This is a genomic window from Paenibacillus oceani, from assembly GCF_014705615.1.
Lineage (GTDB): Bacteria > Bacillota > Bacilli > Paenibacillales > NBRC-103111 > Paenibacillus_AB > Paenibacillus_AB oceani.
Window position 1 is genome coordinate 154,224 of the sequence record NZ_JACXJA010000020.1, and the last position, 22,090, is coordinate 176,313.

20 protein-coding genes, 1 pseudogene and 1 riboswitch are annotated in these 22,090 nt (G+C 53.7%); of the genes and pseudogenes, 17 read left to right on the forward strand and 4 right to left on the reverse strand.

What is annotated here, in order from left to right:
- Positions 1 to 801 precede the first annotated feature (801 nt).
- The 5 genes from IDH45_RS16210 to IDH45_RS16230 all read left to right on the forward strand — a co-directional run bounded on the left by IDH45_RS16210 (position 802) and on the right by IDH45_RS16230 (position 5,034).
- Positions 802 to 1,551 carry a sugar phosphate isomerase/epimerase family protein gene (locus tag IDH45_RS16210; RefSeq protein WP_190929166.1) on the forward strand — a complete coding sequence of 250 codons (750 nt, stop codon included), beginning with the start codon at positions 802 to 804 and terminating at the stop codon, positions 1,549 to 1,551.
- Between the two features lie 324 nt (positions 1,552 to 1,875).
- On the forward strand, positions 1,876 to 2,658 hold the full coding sequence (locus IDH45_RS16215) for a sugar phosphate isomerase/epimerase family protein (protein WP_190929167.1): 783 nt from the start codon (positions 1,876 to 1,878) through the stop codon (positions 2,656 to 2,658).
- Positions 2,648 to 3,835, forward strand: a complete 1,188-nt coding sequence (locus IDH45_RS16220; RefSeq protein ID WP_190929168.1) for a TolB family protein — start codon at positions 2,648 to 2,650, stop codon at positions 3,833 to 3,835. Before IDH45_RS16215 ends, IDH45_RS16220 begins: the two co-directional genes overlap by 11 nt.
- Before the next feature lie 188 nt (positions 3,836 to 4,023).
- Positions 4,024 to 4,341: a hypothetical protein gene (locus IDH45_RS16225; protein WP_190929169.1), complete on the forward strand. Its 318-nt coding sequence runs from the start codon at positions 4,024 to 4,026 to the stop codon at positions 4,339 to 4,341.
- A 183-nt stretch (positions 4,342 to 4,524) separates the two neighbouring features.
- Positions 4,525 to 5,034 (forward strand): DUF6886 family protein, encoded by a 510-nt coding sequence (locus tag IDH45_RS16230; RefSeq protein ID WP_190929170.1) that lies wholly within the window; start codon positions 4,525 to 4,527, stop codon positions 5,032 to 5,034.
- Between the two features lie 29 nt (positions 5,035 to 5,063).
- Here IDH45_RS16230 and IDH45_RS16235 read toward each other — a convergent pair whose 3' ends face one another.
- Positions 5,064 to 5,747 carry a transmembrane-type terpene cyclase gene (locus IDH45_RS16235; protein ID WP_190929171.1) on the reverse strand — a complete coding sequence of 228 codons (684 nt, stop codon included), beginning with the start codon at positions 5,745 to 5,747 and terminating at the stop codon, positions 5,064 to 5,066.
- 642 nt (positions 5,748 to 6,389) lie between these two features.
- On the opposite strand from IDH45_RS16235, the gene IDH45_RS16240 reads away from it, so the two are divergent.
- Complete coding sequence (locus tag IDH45_RS16240; RefSeq protein WP_190929172.1) at positions 6,390 to 7,292, forward strand: Rpn family recombination-promoting nuclease/putative transposase; 903 nt, start codon at positions 6,390 to 6,392, stop codon at positions 7,290 to 7,292.
- Positions 7,293 to 7,384: 92 nt separating this feature from the next.
- A pseudogene (locus IDH45_RS16245) lies at positions 7,385 to 7,819 on the forward strand (Rpn family recombination-promoting nuclease/putative transposase); the annotation flags it as partial.
- Positions 7,820 to 8,191: 372 nt separating this feature from the next.
- Here IDH45_RS16245 and IDH45_RS16250 read toward each other — a convergent pair.
- Positions 8,192 to 8,638 (reverse strand): NUDIX domain-containing protein, encoded by a 447-nt coding sequence (locus IDH45_RS16250; protein WP_190929173.1) that lies wholly within the window; start codon positions 8,636 to 8,638, stop codon positions 8,192 to 8,194.
- 217 nt (positions 8,639 to 8,855) lie between these two features.
- Here IDH45_RS16250 and IDH45_RS16255 point away from each other — a divergent pair, with 217 nt between their 5' ends.
- Positions 8,856 to 9,932 carry an ATP synthase beta subunit C-terminal domain-containing protein gene (locus IDH45_RS16255; RefSeq protein WP_190929174.1) on the forward strand — a complete coding sequence of 359 codons (1,077 nt, stop codon included), beginning with the start codon at positions 8,856 to 8,858 and terminating at the stop codon, positions 9,930 to 9,932.
- Between the two features lie 133 nt (positions 9,933 to 10,065).
- Here the strand turns inward: IDH45_RS16255 and IDH45_RS16260 are convergent, their stop codons facing one another.
- A complete protein-coding gene (locus tag IDH45_RS16260) occupies positions 10,066 to 10,986 on the reverse strand; it encodes an AraC family transcriptional regulator (RefSeq protein WP_190929175.1) in 921 nt (306 codons plus the stop codon).
- 180 nt (positions 10,987 to 11,166) lie between these two features.
- Between IDH45_RS16260 and IDH45_RS16265 the strand changes: the two genes are divergently transcribed.
- The 6 genes from IDH45_RS16265 (at position 11,167) to IDH45_RS34990 (ending at position 16,138) form a co-directional block, all read left to right on the forward strand.
- Positions 11,167 to 12,489 (forward strand): ABC transporter substrate-binding protein, encoded by a 1,323-nt coding sequence (locus tag IDH45_RS16265; protein ID WP_190929176.1) that lies wholly within the window; start codon positions 11,167 to 11,169, stop codon positions 12,487 to 12,489.
- A gap of 114 nt (positions 12,490 to 12,603) precedes the next feature.
- A complete protein-coding gene (locus IDH45_RS16270; protein ID WP_317891218.1) occupies positions 12,604 to 12,978 on the forward strand; it encodes a VOC family protein in 375 nt (124 codons plus the stop codon).
- A gap of 316 nt (positions 12,979 to 13,294) precedes the next feature.
- Positions 13,295 to 13,603: a GNAT family N-acetyltransferase gene (locus IDH45_RS16275; RefSeq protein ID WP_190929178.1), complete on the forward strand. Its 309-nt coding sequence runs from the start codon at positions 13,295 to 13,297 to the stop codon at positions 13,601 to 13,603.
- Positions 13,604 to 13,933: 330 nt separating this feature from the next.
- Complete coding sequence (locus IDH45_RS16280; protein WP_190929179.1) at positions 13,934 to 14,425, forward strand: Lrp/AsnC family transcriptional regulator; 492 nt, start codon at positions 13,934 to 13,936, stop codon at positions 14,423 to 14,425.
- 21 nt (positions 14,426 to 14,446) lie between these two features.
- Entirely contained in the window at positions 14,447 to 15,661 is a 1,215-nt protein-coding gene (locus tag IDH45_RS16285; protein ID WP_190929180.1) for an aminotransferase class I/II-fold pyridoxal phosphate-dependent enzyme, read from the forward strand.
- 195 nt (positions 15,662 to 15,856) lie between these two features.
- Positions 15,857 to 16,138 (forward strand): Spo0E family sporulation regulatory protein-aspartic acid phosphatase, encoded by a 282-nt coding sequence (locus IDH45_RS34990; protein ID WP_317891219.1) that lies wholly within the window; start codon positions 15,857 to 15,859, stop codon positions 16,136 to 16,138.
- A gap of 31 nt (positions 16,139 to 16,169) precedes the next feature.
- Here IDH45_RS34990 and IDH45_RS16295 read toward each other — a convergent pair whose 3' ends face one another.
- Complete coding sequence (locus IDH45_RS16295) at positions 16,170 to 16,961, reverse strand: AraC family transcriptional regulator (RefSeq protein WP_190929181.1); 792 nt, start codon at positions 16,959 to 16,961, stop codon at positions 16,170 to 16,172.
- Between the two features lie 130 nt (positions 16,962 to 17,091).
- Between IDH45_RS16295 and IDH45_RS16300 the strand changes: the two genes are divergently transcribed.
- From IDH45_RS16300 to IDH45_RS16310, 3 genes are all read left to right on the forward strand, one after another.
- Positions 17,092 to 17,868 carry a phytanoyl-CoA dioxygenase family protein gene (locus tag IDH45_RS16300; RefSeq protein WP_190929182.1) on the forward strand — a complete coding sequence of 259 codons (777 nt, stop codon included), beginning with the start codon at positions 17,092 to 17,094 and terminating at the stop codon, positions 17,866 to 17,868.
- A 660-nt stretch (positions 17,869 to 18,528) separates the two neighbouring features.
- Entirely contained in the window at positions 18,529 to 19,047 is a 519-nt protein-coding gene (locus IDH45_RS16305; protein ID WP_190929183.1) for a hypothetical protein, read from the forward strand.
- An 897-nt stretch (positions 19,048 to 19,944) separates the two neighbouring features.
- Positions 19,945 to 21,300 carry a neutral/alkaline non-lysosomal ceramidase N-terminal domain-containing protein gene (locus IDH45_RS16310; protein ID WP_190929184.1) on the forward strand — a complete coding sequence of 452 codons (1,356 nt, stop codon included), beginning with the start codon at positions 19,945 to 19,947 and terminating at the stop codon, positions 21,298 to 21,300.
- Between the two features lie 328 nt (positions 21,301 to 21,628).
- Positions 21,629 to 21,838, forward strand: a riboswitch (cobalamin riboswitch).
- Positions 21,839 to 22,090: the final 252 nt, after the last annotated feature.

Below are 22,090 nucleotides of genomic sequence, written 5' to 3' on the forward strand. Positions count from 1 at the left end.
ATTGACCAGTTGATCAGGTACCTCGTACACTCTGGAGTCATTGTTAAATATCGCGGATTTAGCCGATTTAGCAGTATCGTGTTTGTGGTTGTAAGAGAGTGCCGAGCCCGAGCGAGTGGGCGAAGGCCATGGAACGCGTGAAGCCCTTGGAAGTGCAGCGCGGAAGAACTCTCCGATGTAGAGGGAACGGCATGATGCTCGGATGGCGCCAACCCGGAACGAAGCGGATTTAACTTATCATGTGCATCAGCTTCTGGACAACGATCCTCATGCTGGAGTGGATCTTCGTCGCGGATGGGTTGAACACGCATCAATCGGAAAGTCCCAGGTAAATTTCCCGGTGGCGGCCTCTTTGCATCGGCTTCACTTCAATGAACGTTTCTCTTGAACTTCTTGGAAGTTTATCCGTTGATTTATTTCCGAATTTTCCGAAATGATGCATTAGCTGCAACCGGGGGCCAATCTCGATCTCGGTCGTCCGGACACTTTCGGGCTTATAGAGGAAACGTACTCGATAAACCAGCCGCCGAGCTATAGGTAATCATGTGCGTCTGGGGTCCCGACATTGAGGGTATGGTCGTCGATTACTTCGACGGCTTCTTTTATTTTCAGAACGTGTCAGAAAGCATGCTTTTTGGAATACCAGAATTGGGTCTGTTTTTATGGTTCAAAATGTCCTAAAATTAACCCAACAGGATACGTCTTTGGTCCGGCTGACAATCGGAGGGAAGGCAGCGAGGTTGCCAAGCAGGTTTTGAGCGAGGACCGACACTAATAATCAATGCCGCAGGAGGAATGGAGATGATCAAAACCGGTCTCTTATCGGTTACGTTTCGCAAATTGTCTTGGGAACAGGTACTGCATCTCGCCGCTGAAGCCGGTTTGGATGCGATCGAATGGGGAGGAGACATCCATGTCCCCCACGGCGATATCGAGAGGGCGGCGGAAGTGGGACGGCGCACCCGGGAGGCCGGGTTGGAGGCCGCTTCGTACGGCTCCTACTATTATGCAGGCAACACCGAGAAGGGCGGGTCTTTTGAAGCGGTTCTCGGTGCGGCTGTCGCGCTGCAGGCTCCTGCAATCCGGGTATGGGCGGGGGACCGCGGTTCGGACGTGTCGGATACGTTGTGGCGGACGGGCGTGGCCGAGGACACGAGGCGGATCGCAGACCTGGCCGCACGGGAAGGGATTTCGATCGATTTCGAATATCACCGGAACACGTTGACCGATACGGCGGAGTCGGCGATCGCGCTGCTCCGGGACATCGATCATCCGAACGTCCGCTGCAACTGGCAGCCTCCGTATCCGGGAGATTTCGAAGCGTCCCTGCGTACCCTGGACGCCGTGCTTCCTTGGCTGGCCAACATTCATGTGTTCCACTGGCTGCCCGGTCAACGGCTGCCGCTGTCCGAGGGTCTGGCCGATTGGCAGCAGTATGTCTCCGTCATCGCGGAACAACCGGGCGAGCACTGCATGATGCTGGAGTTTGTGAAAGACGACAGCCCGGAGCAATTCGGCCGCGATGCGGAAACCTTGCTGTCTCTGCTCTAGTACAGCCAACCGAAAAAACCTGCAGTCCCATCTGCGCCAAACTTGCCCGTTCTCTATTGAAGCCAGAACAGGTTCAAGCAATCGATTAGTACATTACATCCGACGCATGAGCGAAATATACAATTAATTTGCACGGAGCATCCATGGATGCTCCGCTTTTTTCGTCCTATACTTAAAGCGAGTGAGCTTGGCCGCCATTGTCAATATTCAGCCTGCTATAGCATGTTCACCTGGTAAAAGACAAGCGGTATGGCACCGATGACGGTAGAAAACCACATCAACCTTAAGCGGTTGAACACGAACTATAAGGAGTGAGCTGAAACAATGAAAGGAATTACATTCGGCGTCTGTACGAAGATCGAAAATGCACAGCTCGTGCATGCGGCAGGCTTTGACTTTATCGAGTGTACGATCATATCCTTGAGGCCGGAGGAAAGCGATTACGCCGTACGCGATACGCTTGCCCGGTTTCGCGAAAGCCCGGTGCGGCCGCAAGCCTTCAACGTCCTGCTGCCCGGCGATTTGAATATAGTGGGGGACGATGTCGACGGCGATCGACTCCGTCGTTATTTGTCGAATGCGTTGGAGCGGGTTAAGGAGGTTGGAGGAGAGACGGTCGTCTTTGGCAGCGGGAAGGCGAGGATGGTGCCGCAGCGATTTGCCCGGGAAAAAGCGGAGGAGCAGTTGGCCGCATTCCTCGATCTGATTGCCGACTTCGCCGACCCGCTGGAAATTACGATTGCGATCGAGCCGTTGAATACAACGGAGTGCAATATTATAAACAGCGTTCCCGAAGCGGCTCGGCTGGCCGGGCAAGTGAACCGCAAATCGATTGGCGTGCTGGCTGATTTTTATCATATGTACAAAGAAAATGAACCGCTCGAGCATATCGTCGAGCATAAGGAGCTTCTGCGGCACGTGCACGTCTCGGACGATCGTTATGCTCCCGGAATGGGCAGCTATCCCTATGATTCGTTGGCCGATTGTATAAGGCGTGCCGGCTATAACGGGCGTATTTCCATCGAATGTCTATGGAACGATTTCGGCGCGGAGGCGGCGGCCGGCTTATCGTTTCTTAAACGGTGGAGGGATGGAGATGGTGCATGAGTCGACATTTCAAATGAAAGAAAGGATACTATCCGTACCGATCACAGACGGAGATGACCATACGTTTTTCGGATATTACGACAACCCTGCATTCAGCGGAGACGACCGGTTCCACCTTGTTCACCGCGTCCCGTTTTGCGATCGTATGCAGAAAGCCGGCGATTCGGCGGAAATCGGCTTGATCGAACTCGACAGTGGCACCTATATCCGCTTGTCCGAGACAACGGCCTGGAACTTCCAGCAAGGTTCGATGCTCCAGTGGCATCCATTGGCGCCGAATGACCAGGTGATCCACAATGCTACTGTCAATGGGCAATATCGCGGCGTCATTCGCCACATATGGACGCAGGCCGTCACCTATCTGGACAATCCGGTAGCCTGTGTAGACCCTGTGGGGAAGTATGCGTTAGGCATCAACTTCGCGCGAATGTTCGATTTCCGGCCAGGGTACGGGTATGCCGATTTGGCCGACCCTTTCCGTTCGGCGCTTCACCCGGCTGAGGACGGCGTGTTCCGCATCGATTTGAAATCCGGCGCAAGCCGGCTTATCGTAAGCCTGGACGAGATATGGTCGTTTATTAAGCCAATTTTTCGAACGGGCGAAGCGAAGTTGACGATCAATCATATCACGTTTAATACGAACGGAACCCGATTTCTGATGCTGGCCAGATGGACTCCTCCGAACGGCAAAAGTCACCTGACCGCGTTGCTGACGGCTAATGCAGACGGAAGCGAGCTGCGCTGTTTGTCCACAGATACGATGCAGTCCCACTACCATTGGCGCGACGAAAGCCGGTTCGTCATGTACGGCGGGGGGAGGCATGGTCATCAACTGTATGTTTACGAGGACGCGACGGACGGCCGTGAGCCCGAAGTCATCGATGCGGATTATTTCCTTAGAGACGGTCACTGCAGTTATTCACCCGACCGGACCCGCATGCTGTACGACAGTTATCCGGACAAAAGCGGCATGAGGCATCTATATATGTACGACTTGAACCTCGGGCGAGGGAAGGAGCTTGGCTCGTATTATTCCCCGCCGCATATTGCGGGGGATATTCGCTGCGACTTGCATCCGCGATGGAATCGGACAGGCACGGCGATCTCTTTCGACTCCGCCCATGAAGGCCGAAGGCGGGTCTACGTTATGGACTTGCGCGAGCTGCTGCAAGATTAGAGCCGGCAGGGTGAATCGCTTCCCGCTGAGCCGGTTCAAGGACGGAGGAAGCATTTAATATTTTTGCACTACGCCGCTTAAAGTTTATATGCTACAATAAATGTCATATCTATGTACGCTCTTCTCTTCCGAAGCTATGGGGTGCTGCTCCATAGCTTTTTCATTTTCCCGGAAAAAGGATGAGAATGGTGAACCGGACAAAGCTTGCGGCGAAAATACCGTTATTTTACGTGTACTCCTTTTTGAATTCGTTTCTATTGGATCGTGCGATCTGGATGCTCGTCCTGGTCTTCCAAGGCTTCTTGCTATCGGAGGTTTCGCTGATCGAATCGGCGTACCATTGTGCAATTTTTTTGCTTGAGGTGCCTGCCGGCTACGTGGCGGATCGTTATGGGAAACGGGTCAGCCTGCTCGCGGCCGAGCTGGCAGGGATCGTGCCGTCGGGCCTGCTGCTTGCGGGCGGGGATGCGTCGATCCTCGCTTACGGGCAAGCGGAGCGGGATTGAATGAGCCGGGATGCAGGGCACTTTCCGGAAAGGGGAGATACGGTGAGTCTGATATTGACCTCGATATCGAATTTCGAGTCTCCCGATCTCCTCGAACGCGCGACGTCTTGTATCTGAACGGGGTGTGACCCGTTTGATTTGCTATTGTGGATGAAAAACGAAAAGTTGAGGGGAGCTTATCCGATGCTGCACCATTTTAGCGAAGACCCGAGGATCGAACTGTTCGTTCCCAAGGAGAAGCAGAATCGGCCCGGTTTTCCGGCCGTCGTCTGGGCGATTGACGAAGAACACGAGTTCAGCTATTACTTCCCGAGAAACTGCCCGAGGATCGTATGCTACAGGTCGCCCCAGATCAGTCCGGGCAATGTGGAGCGTTTTTTTGGGAGCTCTGCAGCGGAGATCATCGTAACGGTAGAGAGCGATTGGTATACGAGAATCCGGGAGCAGACGATGTACCGGTATGCGTTTGAGGAGGAAGGGTTCGAACTGATGGACCGGATGGCCGGGTATTATATTAGCCCGCATACGGTGAAGCCGGTCGGCATGAAGCCGATGAGCCATCTGATCGAAAAACTGCTGGAGCGAGGAATCGAATTGAGGTTTACGAGCAGCTTGGTTCCGTTGAGAGAAGCAATCCTTGCCTCGGACTTTGAGGGGTTCGGGATACATCGGTTTCAGTATGCTGGACAGTGATGGATCCTAACGGCGTATCCGTCCGTGATTCAGCCGCGCAGCGTTCTGGATGGGGGAACGGGAAGGCGGGGGCGCACCATTTTGTTCGTAATCCGGTAAATCGCGAAGAAGTATACGGCGTCCAGCGCAAAAATGAACACATACAAAACGCCAAGCAGCACCGATTGCGGATATAAGGAGAAAAAAAGCAGGGAAGCCAGCGCCGTCCCGATCCATTTCATGGCGGCGATGGAGACGGATTGCCCGCGTTTTCCTTGGCTGGAGAGCATTGTCAGGAAAAGAACAGACATCAGGAAATTAAGGCCGAATGCCGCGTATTTTCCTTCAAAGTCGTGGAACTCCACCGTCACGGCCCAGACCAGAATGAAGGCTGCTCCTAATGACAGGCCGATTGCCGTGTAGCTTAGGGCGGGCTTCAAGCGGCCGAATAGGTCGGACTGCGGACGGGCGTAGCGGATATACTGAAGCATAATAATCAGATCCAAGGCCAGCCAGATCCAGTTGAAAATGAGCTGCACGGGAGGATGCGGATACACGAAAGAAAACAAAAACTCCCACCCGAGATTGCCGCACAAAGCAGCGAAAGGAACACCGCACGTACGGTTCCGGTACCCCCGATAGATGATGAACAGATAGGCGGCCGTCCAGCAGACGCCGCTCCCTATAAGAAGCAGCAGTTCCACAATCGGCGGCAGCAGATGCGCTTGATCCACAGTTCCGCCTCCTCTCCCTTGACTTTCGAGAAGTTCCCTCCATTGTATGGGGACAAGACCGCGTTTATTCCAGCCCTTTGTCCTCTTTGCATCGAATCGCTCAACTTGTCTGAAAGGGAGGTCGTTGCCGGAGTGAACAGGCTGACAAAGCCCGTAATGCTGGTCCTTCTGACGTTATTGTTCAGCAATGCCTTGCTGTGGCTCCAGAAAGCCATGACTTTGAATCCGAACCCGTATACGAACGGACATACTATCAGCTGCACTACTTTAATTGTGGTGTATGTTTTTGCGATCGAATGGATTGGGAATGAAAGAAAGTATATACGGGTCCGAAAAGTTTTACTGGGCTTATCTTTAGGGATGCTGGTATTTAATTATGTTCCTCTTCTGACGCTGCACAGTACGATAGGGGTACCCGTGATCAGCATCTTTACGGAACCGATGACGTTCCCTGCCGGGAGAGTTATAGTAGGCATTGGGACTGGGATGGTGATTGCCCGTTCCTTGTTAAGCAGCAGTCCGAGACCCGCTTGATCCTGGATATAGAACCGAACCGCCTATACTAGCTCTAAATGTCCATGTTTTTACTCCATTTATGGTATAATGGGAGTAGAAAAGTCGTTAACCGCGGGAGTTGAGACGATGTCCGACCTTTTGGAGCCAACTGTAGATTTTGTATTCAAACAAGTCTTTGGAAGCGAAGACAATAAAGACGATGTTTTGCTCAACTTCCTGAACGAAGTGCTGCGCGAAACCGAGCCCAAGCCGTTTGTCAGCCTGGCGCTGCTAAATCCGCAAATGGACAAAGATGCGCTGACCGACAAGCAAGCGATACTTGATGTGCGTGCTCAAAATGAAGACGGCAAGCAAGTGAACTTGGAAATCCAAGTAACCAATAAATATGACATGCCGAAACGAAGTCTCTACTACTCGGCGAAAATGTATGAAGAGCAGCTTTCGGAAGGCCAAATGTACAAGGATTTGAAAAAGGTGATCTCGATTAATATTTTGACGTTTAATCAGGTGCCGAATAAACGTTTTCATAATACGTATCACTTACGCGAAGATCATACCGGCGAGCTGTTGATCGATGATATCGAGATTCATTTTATGGAGCTGCCGAAGCTGGGCCTGAAAACTAACAAGATGGATGACCGGCTGGTCAAGTGGCTGATGTTCATCAACGGCGCGCCGAAAGACAGATGGGAGGAACTTGCGATGGATACACCGGGCTTAAAGAAGGCGATGACCACGCTCGAATTTTTGAGCCAGAACAAGGAAGCGCGAATGCTTTACGAGATGCGTAAAAAAGCGCTTCTCGACGAACGGTCCGCGCTGGATTATGCGGAGACGCGGGGCCGGGAGGAAGGCAAACTGGAAGGCAAACTGGAAGGTAAACTGGAAGGTAAACTGGAAGGCAAACTGGAAGGCAAACTGGAGATTGCAGCAAGCATGCTGAAGAAAGGTTTGTCGGTAACGCTTATTGCGGAAGTGACAGGCTTGCCCGCAGCGGAGATCGAGACGTTGAACGAGCAGATTCATTAGAATATACCCTTCTGATGAGCTAAGGGGGAGGATCAGAGCGGGGGGTTCTGGTCTTTTTTATAGCCTTGTATTAGAGACGCGAAGATCATACCGGCGAGCTGTTGATCGATGATATCGAGATTCATTTCATGGAGCTGCCGAAGCTGGGTCTGAGAACCAGCAAGATGGATGACCGGCTGGTCAAATGGCTGATGTTCATCAACGGCGCGCCGAAAGACAGATGGGAGGAACTTGCGATGGATACACCGGGCTTAAAGAAGGCGATGACCACGCTCGAATTTTTGAGCCAGAACAAGGAAGCGCGAATGCTTTACGAGATGCGTAAAAAAGCGCTTCTCGACGAACGGTCCGCGCTGGATTATGCGGAGACGCGAGGCCGGGAGGAAGGCAAACTGGAAGGTAGGTTAGAAGGTAAACTGGAGATTGCGGCAAGTATGCTGAAGAAAGGTTTGTCGGTGACGCTTATTGCGGAAGTAACAGGCTTGCCCGCAGCGGAGATCGAGACATTGAACGAGCAGATTCATTAGAATATATCCTTCGGATGAGCGGAGGGGAAGATCAGAGCGGGGGCTCTGGTCTTTTTTAATATGTTTAAGTTCTTCACCGTACGAAAGCGGACAAAGGGCCCCTTGCTTGGCGAGTCAGCTAGTGTCGCAAGTTGCCTATCGTTACTTCTCGTGGACGTTCGGCTCTCTGTCCTGCTGCTAGCAGGGTTAGGTAGCTCGTATGCCTGTCGTCTCAGCGATCCCCAACGCGACCGGTTCACAAGAAACGGCTTTCCAGGCTTCATTTGGTGTCGAGTTGTTGCGGATCGAGACATTCTGAACCCAGGAAAGCTGTTCTTACGCAGGGTCATACATCGTGGAAAAGGCTTCGATTAGTCGTTTAGAAGCTAGTTCTTACAAGCCGATCGTCCTCTTATACCCCTTATACGAGCCTGCGCCGGGGAAGCCGGAACGGGCGAGCTCCATAAATGTCGGCGAAAATCCGTATGAAGTCAGCTCGAATATCGGGACCATCCGCATATCGGTAATCGGAGTCGTTTCTAGCTCGTTAGTCGGCATCCGCAGTTCCCCTTCCGCCTCGCGCAGCAGAAACGTAACGTGCACGATTGGCGGGTCGGCTTCGGGCAAATCGCACAAATAGAGCAGCTTGTCCACTTGAACCGACAGCCCCGTTTCTTCCGCCATTTCCCGGACGATGGCTTGCTCCAGCGTTTCCCCGGCTTCGGCTTTGCCTCCCGGCAGCGACCAGTCGCGCGATCCGACCTGCTGCTTCACGAGCAGGATTCGTTCATCTTCTATCAGCACACCTGTTACACGGACACGAAATCGATAAGGGTCCATGAGTTCTCCTCCTTATATTCCATTCCTGTTTGACACTACATCCTACCATAGGGGAGGACGGCGGGCAATGGCTCATGAGGTTGATAAAGCCCAGTCCATTTAAAAGTGGAAAAATAAGTATTGCTTTTAAGGGTAACTTATATTACTATTCAAAGTAACCGAAGCGACTTTAAAGAGTAACATAAGTTGCTTCTTAGAGTAAAAGGAGGAAAGCGACATGATGGATGATTTGCAGCTGAACGTGCCGCTGCTGCGCCGCAGAGTACCGAACTTAACCGCCGCAGCCAAAGCGGTCGGGCTTCGCCCCGCTACCGTATCCAACTTGTGCACGGGCAAAATTCCGGTCGGACGCGCAGAGGTGCGGACCTTGGCTGTTCTGGCGGCGCTGGCGGGTTGTACGCTGGATGAGCTGATTATACGGGGCGCGGGTGCAGGCGTGCTGGAAACCGGGATCAAGGTGCTGGACTTGTTCGCTCCGCTTGTGCGGGGGGGAACGATAGGCATCGTGTCCCGGCCGGGTATGGGGCAGTTGGTCATGCTGTCCGAATTGTTCCGCCGGTTTGGCAAGCAGCGCGGATACGCCACCGTATTTTGGCGGCCGAGCGATGACAGCAAAGGAATAAGCGACGTTATCGAGGAAGCGGAGGTGACCGGCGCTACGGAGGATGAAGTGTACGAGGCCGTCTCCACATTTCGGGAAAACCGCGACGTTGTCCTGGGAGCGGACCGCTCCGTCGTATTGTCGGGCGAGCTGATGAAGCTGCGGGAACGGCTTCAAGAAGCGGGGGCAAGGCCGGTGACGATCATTTTGGTTGATGCCCGGGGGGATTCCGTAGATGAAGAGGCTCCTTATGGTCCGCTCGATACGCTGTGGAAATTCAATGCGGATATGGCGGCACGCCGGATGTTCCCGGCCGTCGACCCGATTTTCTCGACTTCGACCGTGATGGAGGGAGCGCAGCTTGAGGCTGTACATCTGACGATCCAGCAGCGGGCTCGGAAAATGCTTCGCCGGTACCGGGAGCTGCGCTCTTTGGTCGCGGCATGGGGGGCGGAGAAGCTGCCTGAGGTGGAACTGGCGACATACCGGCGCGGGGAGCGGCTGGAGACGTTTTTGTCGCAGCCGTTTTATGTGGCAGAGCCCGTTACCAACCGGAGCGGCGAGTGGACTTCGCTGCCGGATACGCTCGACAGTGTCCGGCGCATCCTGGATGGAGAGGCGGATGAGCTGGAGCTTCAAAGCCTCGCTTATATCGGTCGGCTGATGCCGGACCCCGGCGCGTCTTCCCGATAGAGGAAAGTTAGCGGTTGTTAGGTATAACGAACGGCTGCCGGTACCCGGCAGCCGTTTACAGATTCGGATAAGGGAAGGCGTACACGCCGTACTCCCCCACGGAGCGATTCGATAAACCCGCAACAGCTGCATTTCAATCCGTGCCGGCGTTCCCCGAGCTTTCAGGATAGCGCTTACTCGCCGCTGCAGCGGTGCGGTATTGCTGAGGGGTGAGCAGATAACGTTTTTTGAAGCACCGGCAAAAGTAAGCCGGAGTCGTAAAGCCCGACTGTTTGCCCGCCTGATCGATCGAGATGGATGTATGGGCAAGCAGCAGGCAAGCTTCGTCCAGTCTTCTGCGCGTTATATATTCGGTGATCGTTACGCCTGCGAAGCTTCGAAACAGATTGGACAAATAGCTGCCGGACAGATGGATGTCTGCGGATAATTTCTCCAGCGAGTAGTGTTCCTTGTAATGCTGCTCGATCCATGCCTTAATTTTCTCCATATGGTGCGATTGACGATTCTGAGCCTTGCAGTCTTCCCCGGGAGGGCGGCGGACGTCGAACAGACGCGTCTTGAGATAAGATATGAACTGGGTTCCATAAATCAGAAACTGCTCCTTCCTCTCCAGGGCGGGGACGATGGACAACGTATGATCGATCGAGCCGAGCAGGGCGGTAAACTCCCCGTCCTGTTCCGGGCTTAGCTGGATGACCTGCTCCCCCGCCCGTGATTTCTCCAGGTAGGCGACGAAGCTCTCGATAGAAGGATACATCCGGATGTAAGGATACAGCAGCGAAAGGTTAATTTTAAGGACGGAACGAAGCCGGGGACTTTCAAAACGGGTGAGGTGAACCTGATACGGCTGGATGTAGACAAGCGTTCGCGGCTTCAGCAGAAACAGCCGGTCGTTCAGTATGATTCTTCCTTCGCCTTCGTGAATGTACAGAAACTCCATGCCTTCATGCGCGTGGTAATATTCGTCCGGACAGCGCCGCATCCACGTTTTGTAGGAGAAAAAGTATAAATTATGATCGAATATCAGATGCGACTGTGTAAAATTGCGATTCATCTTATCATTTCGCCCCTTTGCACAAGGAATCATCTTCCTCTTCATTATAGATTAGGAATATTTTTACTGCAAACGTTTTCATAATCAGGGCAATACAGTGCAATTATCCCGTAACCTCGGTCAACCGGCGGCGTGATATGATGATTCCGAATTGGTAGTTACCCAAAGGGGGAGAATCATGTGTCCAAAAAGCTGCTGTCCGTATTGCCGCTTGGCGCGATGCTGCTGGCGTCCGCTTGCGGAGCGAAAGACGGAAGTTTGCCGGCAAATAGCGACGTTCCCGCAGTGAGTCAAAAGGAACCTGTGACGCTTTCCGTCTTTTTCCCTTATCCGGCGGATTGGCCCGAAGAAGATTTTATGAGCACCTTCGGCCAGCCCATCATGAAGAAGTTCCCGCATGTCACGATCAAGTATATCGCCGGGGGCAAAATTCCGGAGCTGCTGGCTGCCGGGGAAACGATTGACATTATTTACGCCTCGATCGGCGCCACCCCTCCCTTTCTGCTCGAAAACAAGCTGGAATACGACATCAGTCCCCAGATCAAGAAGTACGGCTATAATCTGAATCATCTGGAACCGACGATGATCGATACGGCGAGGCAACTGGCCGGAGGCGGCATCTACGGCTTGCCGGTGTACGTCCCTCCCTCGACGATTTACTACAATAAAGACCTCTTCGATAAATTCGGTGTAGCGTACCCGAAGAGCGGCATCACCTGGGACGAATTGTTCGAGCTTAGCAAAAGCTTGACACGATCCGACGGAGGAGTCGACTATACCGGTTTTGCTTCCTCCTACGGCCATCTGGCCATGATGAACCAGATGTCGATCCCGCTGGTCCGTACGGACACGAAAAAATCCGCCTTCGATACCGACGACAGATGGAAAGCGTTCTCCGAGAACTTGATCCGTTTCTACAAAATTCCCGGATATGCCCACATCAAATCCAACCAGATTTCCGAACCGCACGAGCGCAACCGCTTTTTCAAGGACCGTACGGCAGCGATGTTCCTGTCCATGACCGCCTTGCACAGTTCGAAGGAGCTGGGAGATCTGAACTGGGATCTGGCCCCGTTCCCCGTATTCAAAGAAAAGCCCGATACAGGGCCGCAAGCGTACCCCACCTACTTCTATGTGACCTCGATGAGCAAGTCCAAAGACCAGGCGTTTGAAGTCATCGCCTTCCTGACGACCGAGGAATACCAAGCCCAGCAGCTAAAGGACGGCAAATTTTTAACAACACTAAACAACAAGACGCTGCGTCGGCAGTTCGGCCAGAACAATCCGATTTATGCGGGCAAAAACGTTCAAGCTTTTCAGCCGGACAAATATGCGCCCGCAGGCTCCGTGAACAAATATAACGGAACCTACCAAGGGGAATACAACAACGTCATCCGGGACGCCGTTCATAACGGCAAGGACATCAACACCGCGCTGAGGGAAGCGGCTGAAAGAATTAACAAAAAAATCGAAGAGACGGAGGCCGCTGCCGCAACTAAGTGACCGCCGTGGACCGGCATTCTACGCAAAAAAGTTTCTGACCTGTATAGATCCAGCCGCATGATACGTTCTATAGGAGGAAGAACAAACCTTTCACGTACAGGGAGGATGTCTGACATGTCTAGCCCGTTCATAAACCGCATCGGCAGCGTATTTGTCCCGGTCCAAGATATCGAGAAAGCGCGCGACTGGTATTGCCGCATACTGAACTTGCCGGTGGACGAGGCGCCGATCCACTTTGGTCACCTCTGTCCGCTTCCGATGGATGCCCCGGGACTTATTCTCGATACGATGCCGATGTGGGGCGGCAAGGAGCCCAGCGGCCCGCCGTCGTTTCAGACACCGGCCTTTATGCTGCTGACTGACGATATTGAGGCTGCCTACGGATATATGAGCGACCAGGGCGCGGAACGGATCACTGAGATCATGGATGGCCGCTGGTTCGCTTTCCGCGACCCGGACGGCAACCTGCTGATGGCCTGCCAACGATAAACCGGTCAGCCATTCGGCCGTATGTATGGGAAAAGTCAGCAGAGGGCGGTGTCCCCAAAACGACTCGCATAACATGGAGCCTCCCGATATCCAAACGAAAGGACCTCACATTCCACTGTAACGTGGAGGCGGAGGTCCTTTTTCTCGAGGGAAACCGGCTCTGAACAGGACCCGCCAAAACGAAAAATGACTTCGGAAACAGCCCCTTCTGTTTTTCGCCTGGAATCGCATCCGTCACCGAAACGATAATCATATTTCATTTCGTTGTTGCATAAATATACAATATAATGTATTATTATTTGTGAGGTGAACGGTTATGAAAATAGCTTTCGACAACATGCTTCCCGATCAGGGGAAAGTGGCTGCTCTTATACAAGCTTGCGGACTTGAACAAACATGGGATGCGGGACGGTTCTTCGATACGAACCCGGACCTGTGCCGCTTCGTGTCGGCCTACGACTCCGAAGAACTCGTCGGCATCGGACGAATGGTGCATGACGCGGATGACGGCGGCAACAGCAGGCTCGATATTGTCGTTCTGCCCGATTATCGCAGACGCGACATCGTCGATACGATTTTTAAGCTGCTGAAAACCCGCAGGTCTGTGATCGCCAGACAGGTATAGCCGCTTCGTTACAGGATAAATCCTCTGCACGGGACCATACGGGCTCCCGTGTTTTTTGCTTTGCTTCGCAGGAGAATTGTTGTATAGTTGTTTTAACGCGAAAGCGGAAAGCCGTTTTCTGCGCAGCAGATACCGGCCAGATCAACAGGCAGCCGGATCTACCGCACATCCGCAAATGATGGGGACCCGCAAAAGTTCCGGACTCCGCTTAGGAGCACCTTTACTTTGCCGGGGGTTCAAAGCGGTCGCTCATCCTTGGAAGTACGTCGAAAGACGTTTTTCTTCATTTTTAGGATGATTTGCCAATTCGTACAGGAGGTACACTCGGAGATGGATGAACTAAAGCTGAAAGTGCTTGAACTGCTGAAGGAGGACGCGCGTCGTACCCCGGACCTCGTAGCCACAATGCTCGGTGTCGATGTCGAAGAGGTTCAGCGAGCGATTAAGGAGATGGAAGCCGAGCATATTATCGTCAAATACGCTACCGTCGTGAATTGGAGCAAGGTCGACGACGAGAAAGTAACAGCGCTGATCGAGGTGCAAATTACCCCCGAGCGCGGCCGCGGATTTGACGCAATTGCCGAACGCATCTATCTCCACCCCGAAGTGAAATCCGTCTATCTGATGTCGGGCGCGTACGACCTGCTCGTTGAGGTTGAAGGGAAAAATTTGAAGGAAGTGGCGTCGTTCGTTTCCTCCAAATTGTCGCCGATCGAAAGCGTCCTTTCCACGAAAACTCATTTTATACTTAAAAAATATAAGCAGGACGGCATCATCTTCGAGGAGCATGTCGAAGATTACCGGCTGCACATTTCCCCATAAATTCCATAAAGGAAGAGTCCAATGATTAAACAAGAGCAATCCAACATAGAGAAGTACCGGGAATCCGGTTCGGTAAAACGGTTTTTGAATCCGCTGGTCGACGATATGCCGCCTTCGGGCATCCGGAAATATTTCGATTTGGCCAGCGGCAACAAAGAGATTATCTCGCTTGGCGTAGGCGAGCCCGACTTCGTCACCCCTTGGCATGTCAGGGAAGCGGCTGTCGCTTCGCTCGAGAGAGGGCGCACGACGTATACGCCCAATGCCGGCCTGCTGGAGCTGAGAGAAGCGATCGCCGAATATTTGCATACCCAGTTTGCCGTCACTTACGAGCCCAGGAACGAAGTGATGGTGACGATCGGCGGCAGCGAAGCGATCGACCTGGCTCTTCGCTCGTTTATTTGTCCCGGCGACGAGGTGCTTGTACCGGAACCTTGCTACATTCCGTATGCGCCGATTACCGCGATATCGGGCGGAGTCCCGGTCGGAATCGAGACGTTCGCCAAGGACAACTTCAGGCTGACGCCGGAAGCGCTGAAGGCCAAAATTACGCCGCGTTCCAAAGTGCTTATTTTATGTTACCCGAGTAATCCGACGGGCGGCATTATGACCTATGAGGATCTGCTGCCGATCGCCAAAATTGTCGAGGAGCACGATCTTCTCGTCATCTCCGACGAAATCTACGCCGAGCTGACTTACGGCTCCAAGCATGTGTCCATCGCCTCGCTGCCCGGGATGAAGGAACGAACCATTCTCGTGAGCGGCTTCTCCAAAGCGTTTGCGATGACCGGCTGGAGGATGGGATACGCTTGCGGACACCAGGATCTGATCTCCGCCATGCTGAAAATTCACCAGTACACCGTGATGTGCGCACCGGTCATGGGTCAGATCGCCGCCTATGAAGCGCTTACCCGCGGCATGGAGGAGAAGGACCGGATGATGGAGTCGTACAATCAGCGGCGCCGCCTGGTCGTCAAAGGATTCCGCGACATCGGACTCGAATGCCATGAACCGCAAGGAGCGTTTTACGTATTTCCGTCGATTACTTCGACCGGACTCTCTTCGGACGAATTCTGCGAGCGGCTGTTGCGGGAAGGCAAAGTGGCGACCGTAGCCGGGCATGTGTTCGGACTCGGCGGCGAAGGATTCATCCGCTGCTCGTATGCCACGTCCGTCTCTCAATTGCAGGAAGCGATTCATCGGATCGACGGTTTTCTTCGCAAATTAAACGGTTGATGCGTAAGCGGGTACAGCGTCGGGCCAAGCTTGCGTTCCGATGCGGCTCCTACGGGTGCAAAGCCGAAGGCTAAGGTGCAGTCTAACTCCGACGTCCTGCTTAGTGTTGTTCTATTGTTAAAACATTACACTTTCCCTCTTCATTTGGTATAATGGAAATAACTCGCATTCAGCAGGTGACAGGGAGGGTTAGCTGTGATAGCTGCGGACATCGGAACAGACGGGGCGTCGCAGGACGCTCGTGTCATCATCGAGAAGTATCAACCGGCGCGGCGGGCAATCCGAGAAAGACGCAAGTCCCCGTCACAGGCTGCGTCTGCCGCGATTGCGCTGGAAGCCGAAATTACGAGCTTGCGCAGAAGGATGGAGGATGCTTTCGTACGCTGCGAAAGCTTAACCTCCGACGATGTGATGACCGTAAGCCGGATTTTGGACGATAAAATCAACGACTATATGAGAATGATGCAGAAGAACTAGGGAAACCTGGTTCTTTTTTTGTTCGGCGCTTCTAGATGCGGTAAGACTTGCGGAACTCCGACGGGCTAATGCCGTACGCCGCCGTAAAAACCCGGCTTAAGTAAAAGCCGTTCTGGTAGCCGCATTGGATCGCGATCTTCTCCAGCGTCTGCTCGGTTTCGATCAGCAGGCTGCGCGCCCGTTTCATCCGAAGTGCGGTCAGATACGCGATCGGCGACTGGCCGACGGCGGCCTGAAACCGGCGGGAGAATTGAGACTGGCTCAGGCACGCGTGGTCCGCAAGCTCCTTCAGCGAGATCGGCTCGTAGGCGTGGTTCTGGATGTACAGGGCGGCCGTCCGAATCGCCGGGTCTTTCGTGTAACGAAGGGACTGCTCATCCTGCCGCTCCGCTGCGTACAGAAACAACATGTCGGTGACCAGATGCTGCCTGTAGGCGAAATTGTCGCGTGTTTCTTTATTGGACATCTCCCGTACACAGTCGAAAGTAGAGGAATATCGGTTAATGCGGTGAAACGATATTTTGCCGTAAGGAAGCTGAGGTCCGGGCTCCATCGGTTGTCCGGCCGCATTTCTCCAGCTGAATTCGGCGAACAGAAACGACAGCGGTTTGTCCGACTTGCGGTACAGCTTTATATTCGGAGGGCACAAGAGGATGTCCCCGAACTTGGCCATCCCCGCTTCGTCCCCGATCCGGTAATGGAAGCTCCCTTCATCCGCGGCCAAAATCACCCAGTGCTCGTACATATCCTCCGGCATCAAAAAGGGACGCTTGGTCAAGCTGAAGTACCAGCGCACCAGCTCCACCTGAAACGACTGCTCCATCTCGCCTGCCTCCCTTCCACACAAAAAAGGATATGAAAGATAAGAAGTTGATGCATGTAAAACAGGAAACCTATCCTTTATTATGATATCAAGAAATGCGAAAATAAGATATGTAAAGGGAGTGCGGAAGATGAGAATGGAGAGCTTTCTTACGTATGAACAGTTGAACGATTATCGCGAGAACGGGTATCTGGTGCTCCGGTCGGTATTCTCCGAAAAGGAGACGGCGGTATGGCGCCAGGAGTGCGAGCGGCTGATCAGTCTGGACGACTACATCCACCCGGACAACCTGCGGGTTGGTTACCGGAAAATGCCGGACGGTACGTCCGTTATCGAGAAATACGATCCGGTGCACGATCTGTCTCCCGTGTTTCGCGATCTGGCGCAGGACGAGAGAATTTTGTCACCGCTGCGGGACCTGTATCTGGATGAGCCGTTGCTGTTTAAAGATAAGCTGATTTTCAAGCTGCCCGGCGTAGCGGGTTATACGATGCATCAGGATGCCGCGTGGTGGCAAGGCTTTCCGATGGAGGGGCTGATCTCCGTTATGGTGGCGATCGACGGGGCGACGGAAGAGAACGGTGGACTCGAGCTGTTTCCCGGCTATCATGACCGGCTTCGTTCCACTCCGGGTGTGCTGCGCAATATGAATCAGGACGAAATCGCCAAGATCGACCTGTCCAAAGGCCAAATCGTCGAGACCCATCCGGGCGATCTGATCCTGTTCCATTCATTTACTCCGCACCGAAGCGGTCCGAATACGGCCGACGTAAGCCGCCGCCAGCTCTATTTAACGTACTCGCCTTCGAAAAACGGGCAGCTGTACAAAGCGCACTACCAGCACTTTTACCGGTACGCGACGGTCGGCCGGGACGACAAAAGCCTCAAGAACGTATATTTCAAATAAACGGATTTCGGTCCGCTCCAGTCTTCCGGTTCGCCGGAGGAAGGGGCGGATTTTTTTACACATATAAGAATTTATAAAATTTCGTGGGTAGAAGGGCTTCTGATCTGCCAGAAAGTTTAAGATCTTTACTGATCTTTACTGATCTTTACGGTGCTAAAGTGAATGGAGGAGTTTTCTTCCTTTGGCGTTTGAGAACGTATACTCAGGTACAATGCCTAACGAATCGTATGGTGCTTATGGCTGAAAAACGACATTATTCCAGACCTAACGAATCCGGGGATCGTTATTGAACCCTAAGTGGAGAAAAAACGATCCGATTTGCGGAAATAACGATACGAGAGTTCGTTACAAATTCAAACACTCGCATTCGGCTCTGATAACGGTTGCTGGGTTCGTTAGCGATACCACCGCAAAAAGACAACACGACCTGAGGGCGAGCGGCTGGAGCGAAGGAAGGGGGGGGACCCATTCCCTTTCACGCGTTAGCGTATCGGTTTGCACGTCAAAGGACCGTCCGGACGGTTTTCCTTATTCGCAGACGAGGCTTGCAGTAAGCGTTAGCGAGGCCGGACGGCGGCCGTCCTCCAACTTTCGTTTAGCGGTTCCGCGTGCTATCATAGAACAAGAAGTTTTTTCAGACGAGTGGAGGGGAAAGACCAGATGAAAGCGAAATTCCGGAGGGCGGGTATGCTGGCTGCGGCTCTAATCATCGTGGCAGTGCTGATGACCGCATGCGGAGGGCCGAAGGCGGACATTTCCGTCTTTATGATGTTCCCGCAAAATTCGCCGTTTAACAAACAGGACGAGCTCAAAAATGCACTTCAGGCCAAGCTGGGGGAAGCCCCAACCGTAACGTTCAGCGTCAGTCCGATCTTCGAGCCGCAGAAGATGATCGTCGAGCTCGCGGCGGGCGACCATGGCATTTTCGTTCTGCCCAAAGACCAATTCGACGCATTCAAACAGGAAGACGGGATGATCGATCTCGGCGATACGCTCAAGAAGGAAGATTTCCCTGAAGGCGTACACAACGGGACGCTGGTCGGCATTCCGCTGAAAGATACGAAACTGTTGAAGGATGCCGGCTACAAAGGCGAAGAAGTGGTCGCTTTCATCACCGTTCGCGTTAAGGACAAGGAAGTGAAAGCGAAGCAGGTTCTGAAAGCAATGGCGGAGAAATAGACGGGACGCGTTGGATGAACCTGGGGGAAGGGCTGTCCCGAAAGTGTTCGCTTGACATAGGAATGATTGCGAGACAGATCGTGTTCAGCTTCGCATGAGGCTGGACAGCCGGCGTGTGAACGGGCCCGCGCACCGGGAGTCGGGTGAGATGTGGGAAAAGCTGATAACGATCTGCTTACGGGCTAAACAAGGTAATAAGGGTCTTTGGTATGCTCTATTTTCGGCATACTGGGATAACAGAGGCGAATAGAAGCGGTTTGCACCCCTTATTTCAACAAGCAGAGGGGGTGTGCGTCATTTAAACCGAATATAGCAGTCTCAAACCGCTCTTATTCCTTGTCCAATCGGGTTTTTGGGCAAAATAGAGGGTGCAAACCACTCATATTGGATTCCCTCTTGCCCCTGAACAGCGCAAAGGCCGAACCGCTGCCACGATCACGATGAACGACCGGCGGTACACCTTTGTTTCCGTCTAAGAAAAGCTTCCAAACAAACGATAACGAAGCTTTCTCAACGTTGAATGACTCTGCGTACGCGATAGCATTATTGCGGGCAGGGCGGGGCTGTCCCGACAGTGTTCGCTTGACATAGCAACATTCCCATTTCCGAACGCGAGAGGACCTCAATTTCCACACTAAAGTGGAAGTTGGGGTCTTTTTTCTCCGGAAAAATTGGTTCTGAGCGGGCTTAAGAAATCGCAAAATGACTTTGGGATCACCACGCTGTTGAAGCTGCTATTGAGACTGCCGATTTTCCCCGGGTTTGCCGCTTTGGGCCCGGGCTCGTTGAAGGAGTAAGGGGCGGTTCCGGTGAAAGGTATGTAGGGGCGACCAGCCGGCGGACCGGACTTGTTGCCGGTGCTTCGTAATTATCAAGTTGGCGAAGGAGTGGAGGAAGATGAAGTTTGCGGTAAGGAAGCAAAGCATGACGCCGCCGCAGCCTGTATTTATGGCCGGGTTCGGGGGAAGAGCCCACAAAAGCGAAGGGCTGCTCGACGAGCTGTACGTCAAAGCCGTATTGCTCTCGGAGGGCGGCAAGGAACTGCTGCTTGTCGTCTTCGACGCGCTCGGGGCGGACAGGGGATTCGTGCTCGGTGTCAAAAAGGCGCTCGGCGAGCGGTTCGGGCTGGAAGAAGCCGATATTTTGCTCCACTTCACGCATACGCACGCTTCGATTCACTTGACAGGCGAGCATCCGGAGCTGCGCCGGGGCAATTACAGCCTCGCCCAGAATCAGTGGCACGATGACTCGGCCGCGATCGATTATACCGAAGATATCAAGTATTACCGCTGGATTCGGGACACGGTCGCGGCGCTTGTCGAACGTTGCTACGCCGGATTGCAGCCGGGCCGTCTGAAGCTCGCGTCAGGCCGGACCCGAGCGGCAATCAGCCGCAGACGTGTGACGGAAGACGGCGTGTTGTGGGCGCCGGCCCCGGATGCGGACATCGACGACGAATTGACCGTGCTGACGCTGACGGACAGCGAGGATCGGGTCAAGGCGGTGCTGTTCAATCTGGCGTGCCATCCGACGGCAATGGGGCCGGACAATTATTTGCTTTCCTCCGAATTCGTCGGGCGTGCCTGCCAAAGGCTGGAGGACGAGCGTCCCGGAGAGATCGCGGTCTTCCTGCAAGGCGCCGCCGGCGATCTGAAGCCGCGCCATAGTGCGGAGGGCGGCCGCTTCAAGGTGTGCTCAACCGCGGAGATGCAAGCCGCAGGCGACGAATTGGCGAGCGAGGTGCGCCGTGTCTTGACCGATGGGGCGTTTGCCGGGATCGAAGGTCCGTTCCGTTCGGAGCTGGCCAGCATCGATTTGTCCGCAGGGGCTCCCGACGAGCGGAAGATGGCCCAGTTGCTCAGCGGGGAGGCGGGCGAATTTTATCGCCGCGCGGCGGAGCGGACGATCAAGGCGGAGCAAAGGGGCGTCGTGAAGACCAAGCTTCCGCTGTATGTGCAAACCTGGAAACTGTCGGATCGGGTGGTGCTCGTAGCGCTGGAGAGCGAAATCCCGACCGAGTATTCGCTCAAGCTGAAGCGCGGCTGCCCGGACCGGAAGCTGATCGTGCTTGGTTACTCCAACGGCGTTTATTCGTACATCCCGACCCGCCGCATCCTCAAGGAGGGCGGATACGAAGCGGATCACCCGTTCACGATCGGCTTCAAGAGCCGCTTTGTGCCCGAGACGGAGGAGCTGATTGTGGATGAAGTGAACCGGCAGATAAAAGCGGGGAGTCCGGGTCGCCGGACGTGAGCGGGTAACAACCGGGCAAGGATAAAGTAAAGCGCTTGGGCGACCGGGCGCTTTTTGTCGTTGCGTTACCGGTCCTTGCGGCGGCCCGGCTCTAGCAGTGAACCGGAATTCCGGAATCGACATATGGAGAGCACATTTTAGAGGGAATCCGGAGGGAGACTCGGCGGGTTCGGTTTTCATAACGAGGACCCGCATATTAGGGTCGTATGGGGAGCGGGGAAAGGCTAGCGGCACGCGTGGCATTTGTACGAGATGTATTGTAAACCCGCCGGATATAGCCTATAATCGATCCGTAAGCAAGATGTCCGCAGACGTTTCGCCGCTGCGGAATGAATCGCTGTCAACAGGTGCCCGGAAGCCAGCATGCGACCGGGTTAAAAGGGAAGTCGGTGCAAGTCCGACACGGTCCCGCCACTGTGATATAGGAGCTTCCTCCATTAGGCCACTGTCTGACGCAGACGGGAAGGCGGAAGAAGCGGCGCTTGAGTATCGAGCGTATTCTATGAGTCAGGAGACCTGCCTGTTGCGTTTATGCACTGCTTCCTTCGAGGAAAAGGAGCCGGCAACATTCGGGAATTTCATGTATTCGTGCGGATGCGCGATTACCCGTGTTTGCTGCCCCCTCCGGTCTAGGACGGGGGTTTTCTGTTATGAGTCGGGTCTGAGGAATCGGGGGAACGTTCGTGCAAGAAGAGTAACTAATAGCCTCTCGGAATTAGACAGGAATTGAAGGAAGATGGTGGAAGAAGCACGAGGTTGGGAGCTGGAAGTCATGGAAAATGAAAACCAG

Coding starts and splice junctions, on each gene's coding strand:
- IDH45_RS16310 (WP_190929184.1), top strand. CDS start 19,945: ATGAAGTTTGCGGTAAGGAAGCAAAGCATGACGCCGCCGCAGCCTGTA.
- IDH45_RS16295 (WP_190929181.1), bottom strand. CDS start 16,961: ATGGAGCAGTCGTTTCAGGTGGAGCTGGTGCGCTGGTACTTCAGCTTG.
- IDH45_RS16250 (WP_190929173.1), bottom strand. CDS start 8,638: ATGGACCCTTATCGATTTCGTGTCCGTGTAACAGGTGTGCTGATAGAA.
- IDH45_RS16280 (WP_190929179.1), top strand. CDS start 13,934: ATGGATGAACTAAAGCTGAAAGTGCTTGAACTGCTGAAGGAGGACGCG.
- IDH45_RS16260 (WP_190929175.1), bottom strand. CDS start 10,986: ATGAATCGCAATTTTACACAGTCGCATCTGATATTCGATCATAATTTA.
- IDH45_RS16300 (WP_190929182.1), top strand. CDS start 17,092: ATGAGAATGGAGAGCTTTCTTACGTATGAACAGTTGAACGATTATCGC.
- IDH45_RS16240 (WP_190929172.1), top strand. CDS start 6,390: ATGTCCGACCTTTTGGAGCCAACTGTAGATTTTGTATTCAAACAAGTC.
- IDH45_RS16220 (WP_190929168.1), top strand. CDS start 2,648: ATGGTGCATGAGTCGACATTTCAAATGAAAGAAAGGATACTATCCGTA.
- IDH45_RS16210 (WP_190929166.1), top strand. CDS start 802: ATGATCAAAACCGGTCTCTTATCGGTTACGTTTCGCAAATTGTCTTGG.
- IDH45_RS16305 (WP_190929183.1), top strand. CDS start 18,529: ATGAAAGCGAAATTCCGGAGGGCGGGTATGCTGGCTGCGGCTCTAATC.
- IDH45_RS16255 (WP_190929174.1), top strand. CDS start 8,856: ATGATGGATGATTTGCAGCTGAACGTGCCGCTGCTGCGCCGCAGAGTA.
- IDH45_RS16285 (WP_190929180.1), top strand. CDS start 14,447: ATGATTAAACAAGAGCAATCCAACATAGAGAAGTACCGGGAATCCGGT.
- IDH45_RS16275 (WP_190929178.1), top strand. CDS start 13,295: ATGAAAATAGCTTTCGACAACATGCTTCCCGATCAGGGGAAAGTGGCT.
- IDH45_RS16230 (WP_190929170.1), top strand. CDS start 4,525: ATGCTGCACCATTTTAGCGAAGACCCGAGGATCGAACTGTTCGTTCCC.
- IDH45_RS16215 (WP_190929167.1), top strand. CDS start 1,876: ATGAAAGGAATTACATTCGGCGTCTGTACGAAGATCGAAAATGCACAG.
- IDH45_RS16270 (WP_317891218.1), top strand. CDS start 12,604: ATGTCTAGCCCGTTCATAAACCGCATCGGCAGCGTATTTGTCCCGGTC.